Annotated in this window: 17 protein-coding genes; 4 read left to right on the forward strand and 13 right to left on the reverse strand. The window is 74.1% G+C overall.

Annotated features, from left to right (window positions below; genetic code table 11):
* Window positions 1-32 precede the first annotated feature (32 nt).
* Genes AB0J46_RS34425 through AB0J46_RS34435 form a run of 3 tightly spaced genes read right to left on the reverse strand, consistent with a single transcriptional unit; the run spans window position 33 to window position 2882 of the window.
* Entirely contained in the window at window positions 33-761 is a 729-nt protein-coding gene (locus AB0J46_RS34425; RefSeq protein WP_364338268.1) for an enoyl-CoA hydratase/isomerase family protein, read from the reverse strand.
* Window positions 758-2245 (reverse strand): AMP-binding protein, encoded by a 1488-nt coding sequence (locus AB0J46_RS34430; RefSeq protein WP_364338269.1) that lies wholly within the window; start codon window positions 2243-2245, stop codon window positions 758-760. Before AB0J46_RS34430 ends, AB0J46_RS34425 begins: the two co-directional genes overlap by 4 nt.
* Entirely contained in the window at window positions 2205-2882 is a 678-nt protein-coding gene (locus tag AB0J46_RS34435; protein WP_364338270.1) for a TetR/AcrR family transcriptional regulator, read from the reverse strand. Before AB0J46_RS34435 ends, AB0J46_RS34430 begins: the two co-directional genes overlap by 41 nt.
* 111 nt (window positions 2883-2993) lie before the next feature.
* Between AB0J46_RS34435 and AB0J46_RS34440 the strand changes: the two genes are divergently transcribed.
* Genes AB0J46_RS34440 through AB0J46_RS34450 form a run of 3 tightly spaced genes read left to right on the forward strand, consistent with a single transcriptional unit; the run spans window position 2994 to window position 5232 of the window.
* Window positions 2994-3812, forward strand: a complete 819-nt coding sequence (locus AB0J46_RS34440) for a MerR family transcriptional regulator (protein ID WP_364338271.1) — start codon at window positions 2994-2996, stop codon at window positions 3810-3812.
* Complete coding sequence (locus AB0J46_RS34445) at window positions 3812-4732, forward strand: RNA polymerase subunit sigma-70 (RefSeq protein WP_364338272.1); 921 nt, start codon at window positions 3812-3814, stop codon at window positions 4730-4732. The genes AB0J46_RS34440 and AB0J46_RS34445 overlap by 1 nt, the downstream gene beginning before the upstream one ends.
* 14 nt (window positions 4733-4746) lie before the next feature.
* Window positions 4747-5232 (forward strand): GyrI-like domain-containing protein, encoded by a 486-nt coding sequence (locus AB0J46_RS34450; protein ID WP_364338273.1) that lies wholly within the window; start codon window positions 4747-4749, stop codon window positions 5230-5232.
* Between the two features lie 8 nt (window positions 5233-5240).
* Here the strand turns inward: AB0J46_RS34450 and AB0J46_RS34455 are convergent, their stop codons facing one another.
* Window positions 5241-6746, reverse strand: a complete 1506-nt coding sequence (locus AB0J46_RS34455; RefSeq protein ID WP_364338274.1) for an MFS transporter — start codon at window positions 6744-6746, stop codon at window positions 5241-5243.
* A gap of 156 nt (window positions 6747-6902) precedes the next feature.
* Between AB0J46_RS34455 and AB0J46_RS34460 the strand changes: the two genes are divergently transcribed.
* Window positions 6903-7271, forward strand: a complete 369-nt coding sequence (locus tag AB0J46_RS34460) for a YciI family protein (protein ID WP_364338275.1) — start codon at window positions 6903-6905, stop codon at window positions 7269-7271.
* 261 nt (window positions 7272-7532) lie between these two features.
* Here AB0J46_RS34460 and AB0J46_RS34465 read toward each other — a convergent pair whose 3' ends face one another.
* The 9 genes from AB0J46_RS34465 to AB0J46_RS34505 are packed head-to-tail and all read right to left on the reverse strand — an operon-like array spanning window position 7533 to window position 17022.
* Window positions 7533-8495 (reverse strand): UDP-glucuronic acid decarboxylase family protein, encoded by a 963-nt coding sequence (locus tag AB0J46_RS34465; protein WP_358298968.1) that lies wholly within the window; start codon window positions 8493-8495, stop codon window positions 7533-7535.
* Complete coding sequence (locus AB0J46_RS34470; RefSeq protein ID WP_364338277.1) at window positions 8492-9364, reverse strand: glycosyltransferase family 9 protein; 873 nt, start codon at window positions 9362-9364, stop codon at window positions 8492-8494. Before AB0J46_RS34470 ends, AB0J46_RS34465 begins: the two co-directional genes overlap by 4 nt.
* Window positions 9355-10029 (reverse strand): SDR family oxidoreductase, encoded by a 675-nt coding sequence (locus AB0J46_RS34475; RefSeq protein ID WP_352363997.1) that lies wholly within the window; start codon window positions 10027-10029, stop codon window positions 9355-9357. The genes AB0J46_RS34470 and AB0J46_RS34475 overlap by 10 nt, the downstream gene beginning before the upstream one ends.
* The gene (locus AB0J46_RS34480; RefSeq protein WP_364338278.1) at window positions 10026-11369 is read right to left on the reverse strand and encodes a PfkB family carbohydrate kinase; all 1344 of its coding nucleotides are present in this window, start codon (window positions 11367-11369) and stop codon (window positions 10026-10028) included. Before AB0J46_RS34480 ends, AB0J46_RS34475 begins: the two co-directional genes overlap by 4 nt.
* Window positions 11369-11917, reverse strand: coding sequence for an SIS domain-containing protein (locus AB0J46_RS34485; RefSeq protein ID WP_364338279.1), 549 nt, complete (start codon window positions 11915-11917; stop codon window positions 11369-11371). The genes AB0J46_RS34480 and AB0J46_RS34485 overlap by 1 nt, the downstream gene beginning before the upstream one ends.
* Window positions 11918-11919: 2 nt before the next feature.
* Window positions 11920-13113, reverse strand: a complete 1194-nt coding sequence (locus tag AB0J46_RS34490; RefSeq protein ID WP_364338280.1) for a glycosyltransferase — start codon at window positions 13111-13113, stop codon at window positions 11920-11922.
* Entirely contained in the window at window positions 13110-14336 is a 1227-nt protein-coding gene (locus tag AB0J46_RS34495; RefSeq protein WP_364338281.1) for a glycosyltransferase family 9 protein, read from the reverse strand. The genes AB0J46_RS34490 and AB0J46_RS34495 overlap by 4 nt, the downstream gene beginning before the upstream one ends.
* Window positions 14333-15394, reverse strand: a complete 1062-nt coding sequence (locus AB0J46_RS34500) for a glycosyltransferase (RefSeq protein ID WP_364338282.1) — start codon at window positions 15392-15394, stop codon at window positions 14333-14335. The genes AB0J46_RS34495 and AB0J46_RS34500 overlap by 4 nt, the downstream gene beginning before the upstream one ends.
* Window positions 15391-17022, reverse strand: coding sequence for a carbamoyltransferase C-terminal domain-containing protein (locus tag AB0J46_RS34505; protein ID WP_364338283.1), 1632 nt, complete (start codon window positions 17020-17022; stop codon window positions 15391-15393). The genes AB0J46_RS34500 and AB0J46_RS34505 overlap by 4 nt, the downstream gene beginning before the upstream one ends.
* Between the last annotated feature and the right edge of the window lie 88 nt (window positions 17023-17110).

Below are 17110 nucleotides of genomic sequence, written 5' to 3' on the forward strand. Positions count from 1 at the left end.
GGGGCAGGGGTCGGCGAGCCAAAGGGGGCGGGTCAGGGGGTTCGGCGGGTCAGGAAGCGGGTCATGCCGGCCTGGGCGAGGCCCGACTGCTCCACCTGCCGGGCGGCCACGGTCTCGGCCTCGAAGGCGCGCTCGACCTCGGCCAGCGGCGGGCGCAGCAGCCCCAGGTGCACGGCGGTGGCGGTGCCCGGCCGGGTCCAGTGGCGCACCCGCGCGATCGCCGTCTCCACCAGTTCCTCGGCGGGCACGAGTTCGTCCAGCAGCCCGGCCGCCAGCGCGTCGGCGGCGCTCAGCCGGGCCGAGTTCAGCACCAGGCGCAGCGCCCGGCCGCCGGCCAGCCGGAGCAGCAGGTGGCTTGCGGCGTTCGAGATCGACAGGCCGAGGTGGTTCTCGGGGAAGAAGTACTCGGCGGCGGGGGCGCCGATGCGGGTGTCGAAGCAGAGCGTCCACTCGGCGGCACCGCCGACCGCCAGGCCGTTGACCGCGGCGACCACCGGCACCCGGGTCTCCAGCACGGCCCTGGTCATGTCGTGGAACAGCTCGACCTCCGCCTCCAGGGGCTTGCCCGCCGCCTCGGCGATGTCCTCGCCAGCCGAGAACGCCCGGCCGGCGCCGGTGATCACGATGCCCCTGGCGGTGCGGCCGTGCGCGCGGACGGCCGCGGCCAGGTCCTTGCGCATGCCGGCGGTCAGGGCGTTCAGCTTCTCGGGGCGGGCGAGGGTGATCAGTGCCACCTCGTCGCGTACGGTCACGTCGATCATGCCGGGTCCTCCATGGGGATGGCGGGGGCGGCGCGCTGGTCGCGGCCGGGGCGGAGCAGGTGGCGCTTCTCGATGCGGGCGGACGGGGTGAGCGTGAACGACTCCACGAACTCCACGTACGCCGGGACCTTGAACCGGGCCAGGCGTTCCCTGGCGTGGGCGATGACGGCGGCGGCCGTGCCCGCGTCGGCGGCGTGACCGGGGCGGAGCTGGAGGAACGCCTTGGGCAGCTCGCCGAAGAGGTCGTCGGGGATGGGCACCAGGGCCGCGGACAGGACCGCGGGATGCCCGGCGAGCACGCTCTCGACCTCGGCGCACGAGATGTTCTCACCGCCTCTGCGGACCATGTCCTTCAGCCGCCCGGCGTGCCGGATGCGGCCTCGCGCGTCCCGGACGCCGAGGTCGCCGGTGTGGTACCAGCCGCCGCGGAAGGCGTGCGCGGTGGCCTCGGGGTGGTTCCAGTAGCCGGTCATCATGGGCGTGCCGCGGACCAGGATCTCGCCCGTCTCCTCGTCGAGCCGGACCTCCTTGCCGGGCGGCGGCGTGCCCAGCGCGCCGGTGCCGACGGTGTCGTCGGCGTCCGGGGCGGCCATCAGGTCGCAGCCGCTCTCGGTGGAGCCGTACAGCTCGCGCCAGGGCGCGCCCCAGCGCTCCTCGAACGCGCGGTGCAGGCCGGGGGCGATGCCCGAGCAGAGCACGAGCCGCATCCGGTTGTCGCGGTCGAGGGGGCTCGGCGGCTGCTTGTGCATCAGCAGGGGCATGGTGCCCAGCACGTACGTGAGGGTCGCGCCGTGCTCCCGGACGGCGGGCCAGAAGCCCGAGGCGGAGAAGCGGGGGAGCACCACCTGCGGGATGCCGCCGAGCAGGCAGACCAGGGTGGTCCACTGCGGGTCCATGTACGAGTACGCCTGGGCGATCAGCAGGACGTCGTCGTCGCGCAGGCGGACGAGGTCGGCGACGACGCGGGCGGTCCTGACCCAGTAGTCGTGGGTGAGCAGGCAGGCTTTGGGGAACCCCGTCGTCCCCGACGTGTACTGAAAATTGGCGACATTGTCCGCGCCGAGGGAGATGTCGAGAGGTGGGCCGTCCGTCAGCTCGTCCACGAGGTGCACCACGCCCGGCACGCGCGCGGCGTGCTCCGCGCCGGTCAGGGTGGCGACCGCGCCGGAGTCGCGCAGGACGTGCTCCAGGTCGGCGGCCTGGTACCGCACGTTCACGGGGACGGTGACCGCCCCCGCCTTCAGGACGGCGAACCAGCTCAACGGCCACCACGGCTCGTTGTCCAGCATGACGGCCACCCGGTCGCCGGGGCGTACCCCCTGGCCGGCAAGCGCGCGGGCCAGACGGCCCGAGACGGCGTCGGCCTCGGCGAAGCTCAGCGAGGTCGCCGGGAGGGCGGGTGAGGAAGCGGGGAAACGGAGGAACTCGCGCTCGCCGTACGTGCTAGCGGCGTGCCTCAGCAGGTCGGGGATCGTGGTGTGCATCCGGCGGCTCCCACGGGAAGACGGGCAGCAGGCGTCGATCGAGGGGCGCCACGACCGGGCCGGCGGCGCGTACGGCGGCCAGGCCGATCGTGACGAACTCCGCGCACACCTGCTCCAGCGTCGAGTCCCCGTCGGGGCGGTACCACTCGCTGGTGCCGGTGCACATGGACATGAGGGCGAGGCGGGTCAGCTTCTGGTCGGCGACGTGGAAGACGCCTTCGGCGACGCCGTCGGCCAGGGCGCTCTTCCAGTGGCTCTCGTAGGCGTCGCGCAGGGCGATGACCTCGGTGTGCGCGGGCGAGCCCGGGGTCAGGGAGCGGAGCTCGCCGTCCATGACGCGGCTGGTCAGGGGGGTGAGCGCGTGCAGGGCGGTGAGCGAGGTGATCAGCAGGGCGAGGCGGTCGGCGGGACGGGTGGCCCCGTCCAGGACGCGGGCGGTCGAGTCGATCAGTCCTTGCAGGCCGGTCCGCATGAGGTCGGCCAGCAGGGCTTCCTTGCTGTGGACGTGGTGGTAGACGCCGGCGTTGGTCAGGTTCACCGCCCTGGCCAGGTCTCTGATGCCGGTGGCGGCGTAGCCCTGCTGGGCGAAGAGCCGCACCGCGGCCGTCCTGATCCGGAGCAGTGCGTCCACGTCCATGGCGACCTAACGAACGTTCGGTTGCTTCTTACGCTGGAAATTACCCCATGTCCCTAGAAATCGCCATAGGTTGACTCTGACACCGTGTGAGCCCCTACTTCTGGACCCGACATGTTCAGCATCGGAGATTTCGCTCGGCTGGGGCTCGTGTCCGTACGCATGCTCCGCCACTACGACGCCATCGGCCTGCTGCGCCCCGCGCACGTGGACCCGCTCACCGGTTACCGGTCCTACCAGGCCGCGCAACTGGCCAGACTCAACCGGATCGTCGCCATCAAGGACCTCGGCTTCACGCTGGAACAGGTCCGGACGATCCTGGACGAGAAGGTCAGCACCGAGGAGCTGCACGGCATGGTACGGCTGCGCCGCGCCCAGCTGGAGGCGCAGATCAACGCCGACCTGGCCAGGCTGCGCGGCGTCGAGGCGAGACTCCGCAGCATCGAGACGGAGGGGCACATGAGAACCGCGGAAGTCGTGCTGAAGAAGGTCGGCCCGGTCCGGGTCGCGCAGCTCAGCGCCAGGGCGGCCAGCTACGAGGGCGAGGACGTCGGCCCGGTGATCGGGCCCCTGTTCGAGGAGATCTGCGCCCGCGTGGAGCGGGCGGACGTCCGGGTGGCCGGCCCCGGCCTGGCCTACTACCGCCAGGAGGACGACGGCTCGGTCATGGTCCACGCCTGCCTGCCGGTCAACGTGGACCCCGACCCCCGCCACGACTTCGAGATCAGGGACCTGCCCGCGATCGGCACGGCGGCCGCGATCATCCACCACGGCCCGATGGAGGCCGTCGGACCGACCTTCCAGGCCCTGGCCCACTGGATCGAGGAGAACGGCTACCGCTCGCTCGCCCTGGCGAGAGAGGTGTCGCTGCACTGCCCGGAGGACCGCGCGGAATGGGTGCACGAGCTGCAGATCGAGGTGGCCCCGGCCTAGTGGAGGCGAGCGAGCTGGAACACCACCGGGTCGAGCTGACCGGCTACTGCTACCGGATGCTCGGCTCGGGCTTCGAGGCCGAGGACGCGGTGCAGGAGGCGTTCGTCAGGGCGTGGCGCACGTACGAGCCCGGGCGGGGGCCGTTGCGCCCGTGGTTGTTCCGGCTCGCCACGTCCGTCTGCCTGGACATGCTGCGCGGGCCGCAGCGGCGGGCGCGGGCGATGGACCTCGGGCCGGCGGCGCGTCCCGGCGACCCGCTCGGTGATCCGCTGCCGGGGGACGCCTGGGTGTGGCCGGTGCCCGACGGGCGCGTGTTGCCGGCCGACCCGGCGGAGCTGGCGGTGGCCAGGGAGAGCGTGCGGCTGGCGTTCGTGGCCGCGCTGCAACGGCTGCCGCCGCGGCAGCGGGCCGTGCTCATCCTGCGCGACGTGCTGAAGTGGCAGGCCGCCGAGGTGGCGGGCCTGCTGGGGACGAGCGTCGCGTCCGTGAACAGCGCGTTGCAGCGGGCCCGCGCCCGGCTCCCGGCGGTCGCCCCGGAGGACGCCGAGGTGGACGGGCGGCTGCTCGACCGCTACGTCTCCGCCTTCGAGCGGTACGACGTGGACGCGCTGGTCTCGCTGCTGCACGAGGACGCGACGATGTCGATGCCGCCGTTCGCGTGGTGGCTGCGCGGCCGGGAGTCGGTCAGGGCGGTCCTGCTGGCCGCCGGGGCGCCCTGCGAGGGCACCCGCCTGCTGCCGGTCGGGGCCAACGGCGCGCCCGCCTTCGCCCAGTACCGGGACGGGGAGGCGTTCGCCCTGGTAGTCCTGGAGATCGGCGGCGGAGTCGTCACCGGCGTGACCACCTTTCTCGATCCCCGGCTCGTGCCGTTCTCCGGCCTGCCGATGAGTTTCGGCCGGCCGCTCCGTACTGACAGGTGAAGGAGGACAGACACATGCCACAGATCGTCGAACTTCCCGAGCGTCCCTACCTCGGGATCACGAAGACCATCACGATGACCAGTTTCGGCCTCGTCGGGGACCGGATCGCGGAGATGATCGGCTGGCTCGCCGAGCGCGGGCACACGATGGCCGGAGCCCCGTTCTTCCGGTACCACAGCATCGACCTGCCGCAGGACCGGCTGGTGGTGGAGGCGGGCGTGCCCGTCACCGCGCCTGTGGAAGGCGAGGGCGAGTTCCACGCGGGCACGCTGCCCGCGGGCCGTTTCGTCACCGAGTCCCACCACGGCCACCCCGACCAGCTCTCCGGCGTCATCGAGTCGGTGCTGACGTGGGCCGCCGAGCAGGGCCTGACCTGGGACATGACCGAGAAGGACGGCACCGAGCACTGGGGCTGCCGGCTGGAGCTCTACCCGACGGACCCGCGGATCGAGCCCGACCTGAACAACTGGGACATCGACCTGCAGTTCCGCCTGGCCTGAGCCGGCCGTCACGCCGCGTTCGCGCGGGGGAGCAGCGAGGTCAGCAGCGCGGCCAGCACGAACAGGGCCGCGCCCGCCAGGCCGATCGCCACGATCCCGTTGAAGAACGCGGCGTGACTGGCCGCCAGCAGCTCGGCGGCCTGCGCCGGGGCGAGCGTTCCGGCCACGGCCGCCGCGCCCGCCAGGGTCTCCCTGGCCGCGTCGGGCACGTGCGCGGGGAGGGCGTGGTGGTAGACGGCCGCGGCGACCGTGCCGAGCAGGGCCAGGCCGAGCGTCCCGCCCAGGAAGTTGCCCGACTCGGCCAGCGAGGCCGCCGACCCGGCCTTCTCGGGCGGCACCGAACCGACCACGATCCCCGTGCCCAGGGCGAACAGCGGGCCGGTGCCCAGCGCCAGCACGGTGATGGCGGTGATCACCACCGGCAGCCCGGCCTCGGCCTGCGTGAGCAGCGCCGCCCCGGCGGCCGACAGCGTCAGGCCGCCCATGATGGCGGCGCGGGGGGCGACGCGGCGGGTCAGGGCCGGGGTCAGCGTGGTGCCCAGCGCGACGCCGAGCCCCATGGGCGCGAACCACAGCGCCGACTGCGCCGGGGTGTACCCCAGCACCGACTGCAGGTACTGGGTGACCAGGAGCCCGGTGCCCGCCATGGCGATGCCCGCCAGCACGAGCGCGGTCAGGATCAGGGTGAGCGGACGCTGGCCGAACAGGCGCAGGTTGAGCAGGGGAGCGTCGAGCGTGAGCTGCCGCCGTACGAACGCCGCCCCGAACGCGAGACCGACCGCGATCGCGGCGAGCGGCGCGCCGGGCCCGGCCGACGCCGACGAGGCGGCCAGCTCCTTGACGCCCCAGACCACCGGCAGGATCGCCAGCATCGACAGCGCGACGCTGGCCAGGTCCATGCGGCCGCCGTCCGGGTCGCGGAACTCCGGCAGCAGCAGCACGCCGCCCACGAGCAGCACCGCGATCACGGGGACGGCCATCAGGAACACCGACCCCCACCAGAAGTGCTCCAGCAGCAGCCCGCCGACGACCGGCCCGAGCGCGGCCCCGGCGAACTGGCAGGTGGCCCAGACGGCGATGGCCGTGCCGCGCTGCCGGGCGTCGCGGAACATGTTGGTGATGAGCGCGAGCGTGGAGGGCATGAGCGTGGCGCCGGCGACGCCCAGCACCGTACGGGCGGCGATCAGCATGGCGGGGCTGGTCGCGTACGCCGCCGCGAGGGAGGCGACGCCGAAGGCCGCCGCGCCGGTCAGCAGGAGCCGGCGGCGGCCGATGCGGTCGCCGAGGCCGCCCATCGTGATCACCAGACCGGCGACCATGAACCCGTAGATGTCGATGATCCACAACTGCTGGACGGCGCTCGCCCCCAGCTCCACGCTCAGCCGGGGCAGCGCCAGGAACAGCGCGTTGATGTCGACCGCGACGAGCAGGGTGGGCAGGGCGAGCACCGCCAGCCCGGCCCATTCGCGCCGCCCGGCCCTGGGTTCGGCGGCGGTCTCGGTGAGATGCGGCATGTCGGGAGCCTCCTGGTGTCGTCCGTTCCACCAGGAGGTCGGAGCCCGGCTCGCGCGCTCGACGTGCTTTCCGGAAAAGTTTCGCGGGGCATGTCGAGAGGGACGCGCCGGCTCCGACCCAGCACGACGGAACTCGCCCGACCACGAGGAGAGACGATGAAGTTTCTGTTGATCATGCAGGTGAACCAGCAGGTCATGGACACCCTGAGCGAGGAGCAGCGCGAACTGATCATGAGCGGCCACGGCGCGTTCATGAAGACGATCCAGGAGTCCGGCGAGATGATCGGCACGCAGGCGCTCGGCGACCCGTCCACCAGCGCCGTCGTCCGCACCCGCAACGGCCTGCCGGCCGTGACCGACGGCCCCTTCCTGGAGGCCAAGGAGTACATGGGCGGCTACTACATCGTCGACTGCGAGAGCCGCGAGCGGGCGATCGAGCTGGCCGGGATGATCCCCGACAGCAAGATCGAGGGCCTGGCGATCGAGGTCCGGCCGATCATGTTCTCGGCGGGCGCCGACATGTGACCGGGCGGTGGGGGGGGGGGGGGGGGGCCGCCGAGGGGAGCGCGCGCGTTGGCGGGGGGACGGCGGGGGAGGGGGCGTGGGGGGAGGGGGGGGGGGGGCCGGGGGGCCCCCGCCCGCTGCGGCCCCATCCCAGCCACCCCCCCCCCCCCCGCCCCGACACCACCATCGCTTCACCCCCCGGGTGGTCGGGGGGGGGGGGGGGGTCCAGCCCCCCCCCCCCCACGACCTCCCGTGGAGTCGCCGATCCCTCGGCGTTCTCCGTCACACACGCAGCTCCTCGAACCTGTCGTTCGCGGCGAGCTCCGCGGTGAACCACTCGATCGTGCGCCGCAGCCCCTCCTTGGCGGGCACCTCCGCCCGCCAGCCCAGCCGCTCGGCGGCCAGGGTGGTGTCGGGCCGGCGCACCTTCGGATCGTCGGCGGGCCGGTCGATGAACTCGATCTCCGAGGCCGAACCGGTCAGGTCGCGGATGAGGGTGGCCAGCTCCAGCATGGTCAGCTCGTCCGGGTTGCCGATGTTGACCGGGCCGGTGAAGTCGCTGCGGGCCATGGCCAGGATGCCCGAGACGGTGTCGTCCACGTAGCAGATCGACCTGGTCTGGGTGCCGTCGCCGGTGATGGTGAGCGGCTCGCCCTTCAGCGACTGCCGGATGAACGTCGGGATCGCCCGGCCGTCGAACGGGCGCATCCGCGGGCCGTAGGTGTTGAAGATGCGCACGATCCCGGTGTCGGTGCCGCGTGAGTGGCGGTAGGCGGTGGTCAGCGACTCGGCGAAGCGTTTGGCCTCGTCGTAGACGCTGCGCGGGCCGACCGGGTTGACGTTCCCCCAGTACGTCTCCTTCTGCGGGTGCTCCAGCGGGTCGCCGTACACCTCGCTGGTGGACGCCAGGACGAACCGGGCGCCCTTCTCCCTGGCCAGCCCGAGCGCGTGCAGGGTGCCCACGCTGCCCACCCGCAACGTCTCGATCGGGTAGCGCAGGTAGTCGGCCGGCGAGGCGGCCGAGGCGAAGTGCAGCACCAGGTCCACCCGGCCCGGGACGTGCACGTACCCGGTCAGGTCGCTCTCGATGAGCCGGAAGGCCGGGTTGTCCAGCAGGTGCTCGACATTGCGCGGGCCGCCGGTCAGGAAACTGTCCATGCAGATGACCTCGGCGCCTTCGTCCAGCAGGCGTTCGCACAGGTAGGAACCGAGGAAGCCGGCTCCGCCGGTGACCAGAGCTCTCATGACGTGACCTCCAGAGCTGCGTCGACCACTTCCGACACCTCGATCCTGAGCAGGCCGGGATCGGGGCGCAGGCCGTGCGGGTCGCCCTTGCGACCGGCCCACAGGGCCACGTGCCGCCATCCGGGCGGCGGCCCCCACTCCGACGGCGGCACCGGGCCGAACAGCACCACCGACGGCACGCAGAACGCCGTCGCCAGGTGCGCGACCCCGGTGTCGCCGCAGACCACCAGCCGAGCCCGGCTGACCAGGTCGATCAGGTCGGCCAGCCGGGTGCGACCGGCCAGCATGCGCTCCGGCGGCAGCCCGGCCAGCTCGGCGACCTTCCTGGCGATCGGCACCTCGTCGGCGTTGCCGGTGACGACCACGTCGTCCAGCGCCGCCGCGACCTCGGCGAACCGCTCGGGCGGCCAGCGCCGCGCCGGATAGGCGGCCCCCGGATGCACGATCACCGGGCCCGTCCGGTCGGAGATGCCGAGCGTCAGGTCCTCCGGGTCGGCGGGGATGCCGTGCCACTCCAGCAGGCCGCACCAGCGCCGCACCTCGTGCACGCCGTCCTGCCACGGCGGGCCGACGCCGAAGCTGATCAGCCGGCCCGGGCCGGCGGCGCGCAGCGCCTCGATGCTCTGCGGCCCCTTGCCGTGCAGGTTGACCGCGATGTCGGGCCGCTGGAACGGCACCGGGCCCGGCCCGGACACGTCCACCTGGGCGTCCACCGCGCCGATCAGCGGCAGCAGGGCCTCCAGGGACTTGGGCGCGGCCAGCGTGATCCGGTGCCCGGGAAACGACTGCCGCAGCGCCCGCAGCGCGGGGACGGCCGTGAGCAGGTCGCCCAGGCCGAGCCCGCGCAACGCCAGCAGTTCTAGGGCCATGACGTCTCCGTGGAGGGGCAGACGACCAGCTCTCTGACCTCGCACCCGGCCGGCTGCCGGAGCGCGAACACGACGGTCTGGGCGACGTCGGCCGGGTCGTTCAGCCCCGCCTCCGGACCCGGCTTGTACTGCTCGGGACGCCCGTCGAAGAAGCTCGTGCGCATGCCGCCCGGGATCAGCAGGGTCACCCCCACCTCGCCGCGCAGCTCGACCGCCAGGCCCCTGGTGAAGCCGACGACGCCGAACTTGGAGGCCGAGTACGCCGAGGCGTCGCTCAGCGGGCGCAGCCCGAGCGTCGAGGCGCAGGTCACCACCTTGCCGCGGCTCCGCTTCAGGTACGGCAGCGCCGCCCGGACGACGGCGGCCGTGCCGAGCAGGTTGACCTGGATCACCCGCTCCCAGTCGTCGGCGGGCACGTCCTCCAGGCGTCCGCAGGCGTCGATGCCGGCCGCGGTCACCACGCCGTCCAGGCCGCCGGCCCGCTCGGCGAGCTCGCGGACGGCCCGCTCGGCCTGCCCGCGGTCGGCCAGGTCGGCCGTGACGTGGTCGAAGCGCTGGTCCGGCTCGCGCACGTCGACGACGAGCGCCCGCCAGCCCTCCTTCTCGACCGCTTCGGCGGTGGCCAGGCCGAGACCGGAGGCGCCCCCGGTGATCAAAATATTCACTGGATCTCCCTGATCAGATTGCTGGTCGAACGTCCCGGCAGCGTGCTGAGCGCGACGAACTCGGCGCCGAGCCGCTTCAGGACCTCTGACTCGGGCAGGACTTCCCCCTCGTAGTCCCCGCCCTTCACCCACACGTCGGGCCGCAGCAGCTCGATGGACTCGGCCGGGGTGTCCTCCTCGAACACCAGGACCGCGTCCACGCAGCTCAGCGCCCGCAGCACCTCGACCCGGTCCCGCGCGTCGACGACGGGCCTGGACGGGCCCTTCAGCCTGCGCACCGAGTCGTCGGAGTTGACGCAGACGACGAGAGCGTCGCCCAGCGCCCTGGCCCGCCGCAGGAGGCTCACGTGCCCCGCGTGCAACAGGTCGAAACAGCCGCCGGTGGCGATCAGCCGGCCGCCCTGCGCGCGGGTGAGCCTGGCCACCTCCAGCGCGGTGCGCGGCCGGTCGCCGAGCCGCTGTTCCTGGGTCCTGACGGTGGCGGCCCCGCCGCGCTCGACGAAGCGCGAGGCCTCGCCGACGCCGATGGTGACCGCCTCCTCGACGTCCGCGCCGTCCCGCAGCGCGAGCGCCGCGGCGCCGGCGAACCGGTCGCCCGCGCCGCACGCGTCCTGCCCGGCCGCCGTCACCGGCGGCGGCACCCGCGTCAGCGGGCCGCCCTGGACGGCCAGCGTGGCGCCGTTGCCGCCGGTGGTGACCGCCACGGCTCCCGCGCGCAGCTCCCGCACCAGGCGGCGGGCCGCGTGGTCGGGGCCGCGGTAGCCGTCCGGGCACAACATCCTGGCCTCCGCCTCGCTCGGCGTCACCAGCGAGCAGCCCGGCATGGGCGGCCCGCCCCGGGGGTGCGGGTCCCACACGACCGGGACGCGGGCCTCGCGCAGCAGCTCCCGTGCCATCCCGGCCACGCCCCTGCCGTAGTCGGAGACCAGCACGGCGCCGGCGCGGCCCAGCACCGCCGTGATCTCCTCGGGGATCTCGCCGGGCGGGTCCGACCGGGTGACGCCGTCGCCGCTGTCGAGCCTGAGCATGGTCTGGCCCCTCGACCTGACCCTGGTCTTGCGCACGGTCCCGCCGTTCAGCGGCAGGCGTACCAGCTCGACCTCCTCCGACAGCAGCGCGCACAGGCGGTGACCGTCGGGGTCGTCGCCGATCGCGGTGATCAGCACCACCTCCGCGCCGTCCCGCGCGGCCAGCAGCGCGGCCAGCCCGGCCCCGCCGGGGCGGGCGTGCTCGGCCGCGATGTCGACCACCGGGACCGGCGCGTCCGGGCACAGCCGCTCGCTGTCGCCCTCGACGTCCACGTCGAGCAGTGTGTCGCCGATGACGACGAGGGGGCCCATCAGACGGCCTCCTCGATGGCGTCGCAGAGCAGGTGGATCATGGCGAGGTGCACCTCCTGGACGGTGGCCGTCTCCTGCGCGGGCACGGCCACCGCCTCGTCGCACAGGTCGGCCAGCGGGTTCGGCGCGGGCCCGGTCAGCGCCCAGGCGACGACGCCGACCTCCTGCGCCACCCGGGCCGCGGCCAGCACGTTCGGGCTGCCGCCGCTGGTGGACAGGCACATCAGCACGTCACCGGGACGGCCGTGCGCCCGTACCTGGCGGGCGTAGACCTCCTCGTGGCCGAAGTCGTTGGCGATCGCGGTCATCGAGGAGCTGTCGCCGTGCAGCGGGATCGCCGCGTACGGCGGCCGGTCGGCCCTGAACCGGCCCACCAGCTCGGCCGTCAGGTGCTGGGCCTCGGCCGCCGACCCGCCGTTGCCGCAGGCCAGCAGCCGGCCGCCGGCCGACAGCACGCCGGCCAGCTTCCCGCCCCAGGCGCGGATGGTGACCGCGTGGTCGTCGACCTTCTCCAGCGTGGTCCAGAGCTTTTCCAGATGTCTGTCCATGATCAACCCCCCAGAGCGGCAAGTCGGCAGAGCTTGCCGTCGATGACCTGCGTGTACACCGCCTCGGTCTGCTCGGCGATGCGGGACCAGCCGTACCGCTCGCGGGCCCGCCGCGCCCCCGCCGCGCCCAGCGCCGCGCGCCTGCCCGGGTCGGCGAGCACGTCGCGCAGCGCCCTGGCCAGCGCCCGCGGGCGGCGCGGCGGGACCAGCACGCCGCAGCCCGCGACCGTGTCCAGGTGGCCGCCGACCGCCGAGGCCACGACGGGCACGCCGCAGGCCATCGCCTCGATCGGGACCATCCCGAACGGCTCGTACCAGGGCACGGTGACCACGACGTCGGCCGAGCGCATCAGCGCCGGCACGTGCGTGCGCGGGACGCTGCCGATCAGGTGCACCCGGTCCTGGAGCCCGTAGGCGAGGGCCAGGTCGCGCAGCCGGGCGGTCTCCTCCTCGTCGTCGGGGCCGCCGCCGGCGATCACCAGGTCGGCGTCCGGGAGCTGGCGCAGCGCGGCGATCAAGGTGTCCACGCCCTTGCGCGGCACCATCCGGCCGATGCTGAGCACCACCTTGGCGCCCGCGCGCGGCGCGACCGGCCCCTGCGGGCGGAACGCCGTCAGGTCCACCCCGCAGGGCACCACCGTGACGCGCCGCTCGGGCACGCCCATCGCGCACAGCTCGCTCACCTCGTCGCTGCAGGTGGCCAGCACCGCGTCGGCCCGCTTGCCGATCTCGCGCTCGGTGTCGATCCGGTGCGCCGGGCTGGTGTCGGCCTCGCCCTGCCAGCGCCGCTTCACGGTGCCGAGCGCGTGGAAGGTCTGCACCACCGGCACGCCCCCGGCGGCGGCCCGCAGGGCCGCCTGGCCGCTCATCCAGAAGTGCGCGTGGGCCACGTCCGGCGGGTCGGCCGCCCAGCGGCCGGCCAGGCGTTCGGTGAACTCCGGCATGTACGGCGGCAGCTCGTCCTTCGGCACGACCGCGGCCGGGCCCGCCGTGACGTACTCGACCGTGACGCCGGGCGCCATGGTCACCGCGTCGGGCTGCGACCGCGCCGAGCGCCTGGTGTGGACGACGACCGTGTGCCCGCGCTCGGCCAGTGCGACGGCCAGGTGCGCGACGTAGACGTTCTGCCCGCCCGCGTCCACGCCACCGATGGCCGCCAGCGGATCGGCGTGTTCGGAGATGAGATCGACCTTCACTGCGTCAGCTCCCTCACTGCCTTGACCACCTGCTCACTTGTCACCAGGGACAGGCACGGGTGCCCGGCCACCGGACAGGTGCGCGCCCTGCTTCCCGAGCAGGGCGCCTGCTGGTCGCCGAGCAGCACCGTGGGAACGCCGTACGGGGCCCATCGAGCGGCGGGGACGACAGGGGCGAACAGGCTCACGACCGGTGTGCCGACCGCCGCGGCCAGGTGCGCGGGACCGGTGTTCCCGGCCACCAGCACACTGGCGCCTTCGATCACGGCGGCCAGCTCGGCGAACGTGGTCCTGCCCCCGAGGTCGACTGCCGCGTCGCAGGCCACGTAGGCGGTGAGGTCACGTTCCTTGCCGGTCACGACGACCCGGTGCCCGTCGTCCACCAGCTCCCTGACGGCCTGCCGATGCCTGTCGGCGGGCCACGTTCTGGCGGGGGCTGACGTCCCTGGATGCACCACGACGTACAAGCGTTCATCGGCAGCGCCGCCGACGCCTAGGAGATGCCCGCTTTCCCGGCCGATATCCGGCAAGGGCCGCCGAACAGCCAGTTTGCCGTCGTCGCCGGGTGGCAGATCGAACCCGGCCGCCCGCGCGACGGCCAGCATGCGCTCGGCCTCGGGCACGTCGAGCGTCTCGTCCACGACGTGCCGGACGTCCAGGAGGGAGCCGGGGTAGTCGTTGCTGATCGCGCAGACGCGCCGCACGCCGGCCATCCGCAGCAGCAGGGCCAGCGGCAGCGCCGACTGGTGGAAGGAGGTCAGCAGCAGCGCCTCGTCCACGCCCTTCACCCGGGCGATCAGGTCGGCGACCTGGGCGTTGGACACGGCGGCGGGGGAGTGGTCGATCCACGGCGCCCGCCACTCGATCACCCGGTCCACGCCGGGCAGCAGTTCGGCGGCGGCCCGGCCGTTGGGGCCGGCCAGGAAGACCAGCTCGTCGGCGAGCGTGCGCACGGCCCGGGTGGCGGGCCCGGCCAGCAGGACGTCTCCGGCGTCGTCGAGCCGCGCCACCAGGACGCGTCCCCGGCCGCCGCCGTGCTCTCCGGCCGCCTGGCACACTGCCGCCTCCGGCGTGCCGGGCGCCGCTGTGGTCTGCGCTGTGGTCTCCGCTGTGGTGGGTTCCGCGGGCTTGCGGGCGTGGGCGGCCCGTCCGGCCTTGCCGCGGCACTGCGTGGCGTTCGTACGGCCGCGGCCGCACGAAGCCGCCGGATCGCGACGTCTCATCGCCGCCACCTCCATTCCCCCCGAAGCCGGTGCACACAGGCGACCGGCGGGATCACCACGCTGGTGACGGCCATGCGCCACACCTCGCGCGGAGTACGCGGCCCTGGGGCGATGCGCCGCCAGGCGAACTCGGCGGTCATCGCGGCCCACAGGGCTCCGGCGACCGCGGCCAGCACCGGCAGCGCCCGCCACCCGCCGGCCGCGCCCCGCCTACCGGGCCGCCGATCGAGCCGCCCGCCCGCCCACCTGCCAGGCCGTCTCACGGGCCGTCTCACGGGCCACCGGTCCGCGCGTCCTTTCCCGGACGGGCGGGCCACGGTGGCGGCCAGGCCGAGGGCGGCGGCCGTGAGCGCGGCGGCGGAGGTGGCGGCGTGGCGGCGCAGCCGGCCGCCCGAGCCGCCGATCGCCTGACGCCAGCCCGGCCCGTGCAGGTGCCGCATCAGCGCGTCGTCGGCGTTGCCGCGCTGGAAGCGCACGCTCGCCCAGAACCCGTCCTGGCGCACCGGGTGCGTGGTCACCCGCCCGCCCGCGACCAGCCGGTGGCCCGCCCGCGTCACCCGCAGGGCGATGTCGGCGTCCTCGCGGTAGGCGCGGGGGAAACGTTCGTCGAACCCGCCGGTCTGCTCCAGCACCGAACGCCGGTAGGCCATGTCGGCCGTCACCCACAGCGCGTCCGACAGCCCCAGCGTGTGCCGCTCGGCGTCGGTGGGCCGCCGATCGGACGGTCGCGGCACCTCGATGCGGCCCTGGCTGCCGCCCACGTCGTCGGGCAGGTCCACCAGGTCCTTCCAGAGCGCCTCGGCCCAGCCGGGCGCGGGGATCACGTCGTCGTCGAGGAACACCACCCAGGGCGTCCCGGCGGCCCGCCACCCGGCGTTGCGCGCCGCGGCCGGGCCCCGGCCGCCCGAGCGCACGACCCGCACGTGATCGGGCAGCTCCAGCGCGGCGGCGGCCGCCCGCCGGTCGTCCACCACGATCACCGGCACCGTCCGGCCCACCGCCGCCAGCGTCTCCCGCAGCGTGGCGCGGCCGATGGTGGGGATCACGACGGTGATCACGACGCGAACACCTCCCCGCGCCGCACCAGGTACGGCCCCAGCGCCAGCACGTCCACCGGCGAGGAGCCGAAGCACTCCAGCGCGTCCCGCGGGTCGTCGACCATCGGCCGGCCCGCGGTGTTCAGGCTGGTGTTGACCACCACCGGCAGCCCCGTGCGCGCCTCGAACTCGGTCAGCACCCGCGCCATCAGCGGGTCGTCGGCCGGCGAGATCGTCTGGATGCGCGCGGTGCCGTCCACGTGCACCACCGCCGGGATGCGGTCCCGCCAGGGCTCGCGCACGTCGTGCACGAACAGCATGTACGGCGAGGGCACCGGCCCCCGCCCGAAGATCTCCGGCGCCCTGGACTCCAGGACCATGGGCGCGATCGGCCGGAACTGCTCCCGGCCCTTGACGTCGTTCAGCCGCTCGGTGTTGCGCGCGTGTCCCGGATGGGCCAGCAGCGACCGGCGGCCGAGGGCCCGCGGCCCGTACTCGGAGCGGCCCTGGAACCAGGCCACGATCCGGTCGGCGGCCAGTTCGGCGGCCACCGCCGCGCCCAGGTCGGCCGGCCGCGTGTACGGCACCCGCGCCACGTCCAGCCAGGCGCCCAGCTCCTCGTCGGTGAACCCGCGCCCGAGCGCCGCGCCCGGCATGGGACCGGCCGGCTCGCCGTAGCTCTGCGCCAGGTGCAGCGCGCCGCCCAGCGCCGTGCCGGAGTCACCGGCGGCCGGCTGGGCCCACACCTCCTCGAACGGCCCCTCGTCCAGCAGCCGGGTGTTGGCCACGCAGTTCAGCGCCACCCCGCCGGCCAGCGCGAGCCGCCGTTCGCCGGTGCGCTCGTGCAGCCAGCGGGCCAGCTCCAGCAGCACCTCCTCCAGCCGGGCCTGCACGCTGGCGGCCAGGTCGGCGTGGTCGGAGGTCCACGGTTCGCCCATGGCCAGGGCCTTGACGTAGACGTTCCAGTCGACCGGCTCGACGCGGAAGCCCCCGTCGCCGGTCGTGTGGATGATCTCGCGCAGCGACTCCAGGTGGCGCGGCCGGCCGTAGGAGGCCATGGCCATGACCTTGTACTCGTCGCTGGAGCGCAGGAAGCCCAGGTGCTGGGTGACGTCCTCGTACATCAGGCCGAGCGAGTGCGGCAGCTCCTGGGCGGCCAGCACCTCCAGCTCGCCGTCGCGGTAGCGGCCGGCCAGGTGCGAGACGTTCTCGCCGCGCCCGTCGCACACCAGCACCGCGCAGTCGCGCCAGGGGGAGGCCAGGCCGGCCGAGGCGGCGTGCGCCACGTGGTGCGGCACGTACGTGACCTGCCCGGCGTCCAGGCCCGGCAGCGCGGTCGCCAGGAAGGCGGGCGCCCGGACGGCGTACTTCGTGCGCAGGTCCTCCCAGTCGCCCTCCGGCCGCTGGACCACCAGCGCCGGGTCGTAGGAGTAGGCCACGGCGTCCAGGTCCTCGGGGGACAGGCCCGCCTCGTGCAGGCACCAGGCGGCGGCCTGCTCGGGCAGCTCCCACGCCGAGAACGCCAGCGGCCGCTTGCCGTGCTTGCGGCGGCTGAAGCGCTCCTCCTCCGCCGCGGCCACGATCTTCCCGTCGACGACCAGCGCCGCGGCCGGATCGTGGAAGATCGCGTTGATGCCGAGAAACTTCATCGTTTCCTCCCCCGCAGATGTCGAGAACCGCTACCGAGAGAAGCGGCTCTCAAACCTGCGACTACCTCGGGAGATGCGAAAACGGGCG

It is taken from the genome of Nonomuraea sp. NPDC049758 (genome assembly GCF_040674635.1).
Taxonomy (GTDB): Bacteria; Actinomycetota; Actinomycetes; order Streptosporangiales; family Streptosporangiaceae; genus Nonomuraea.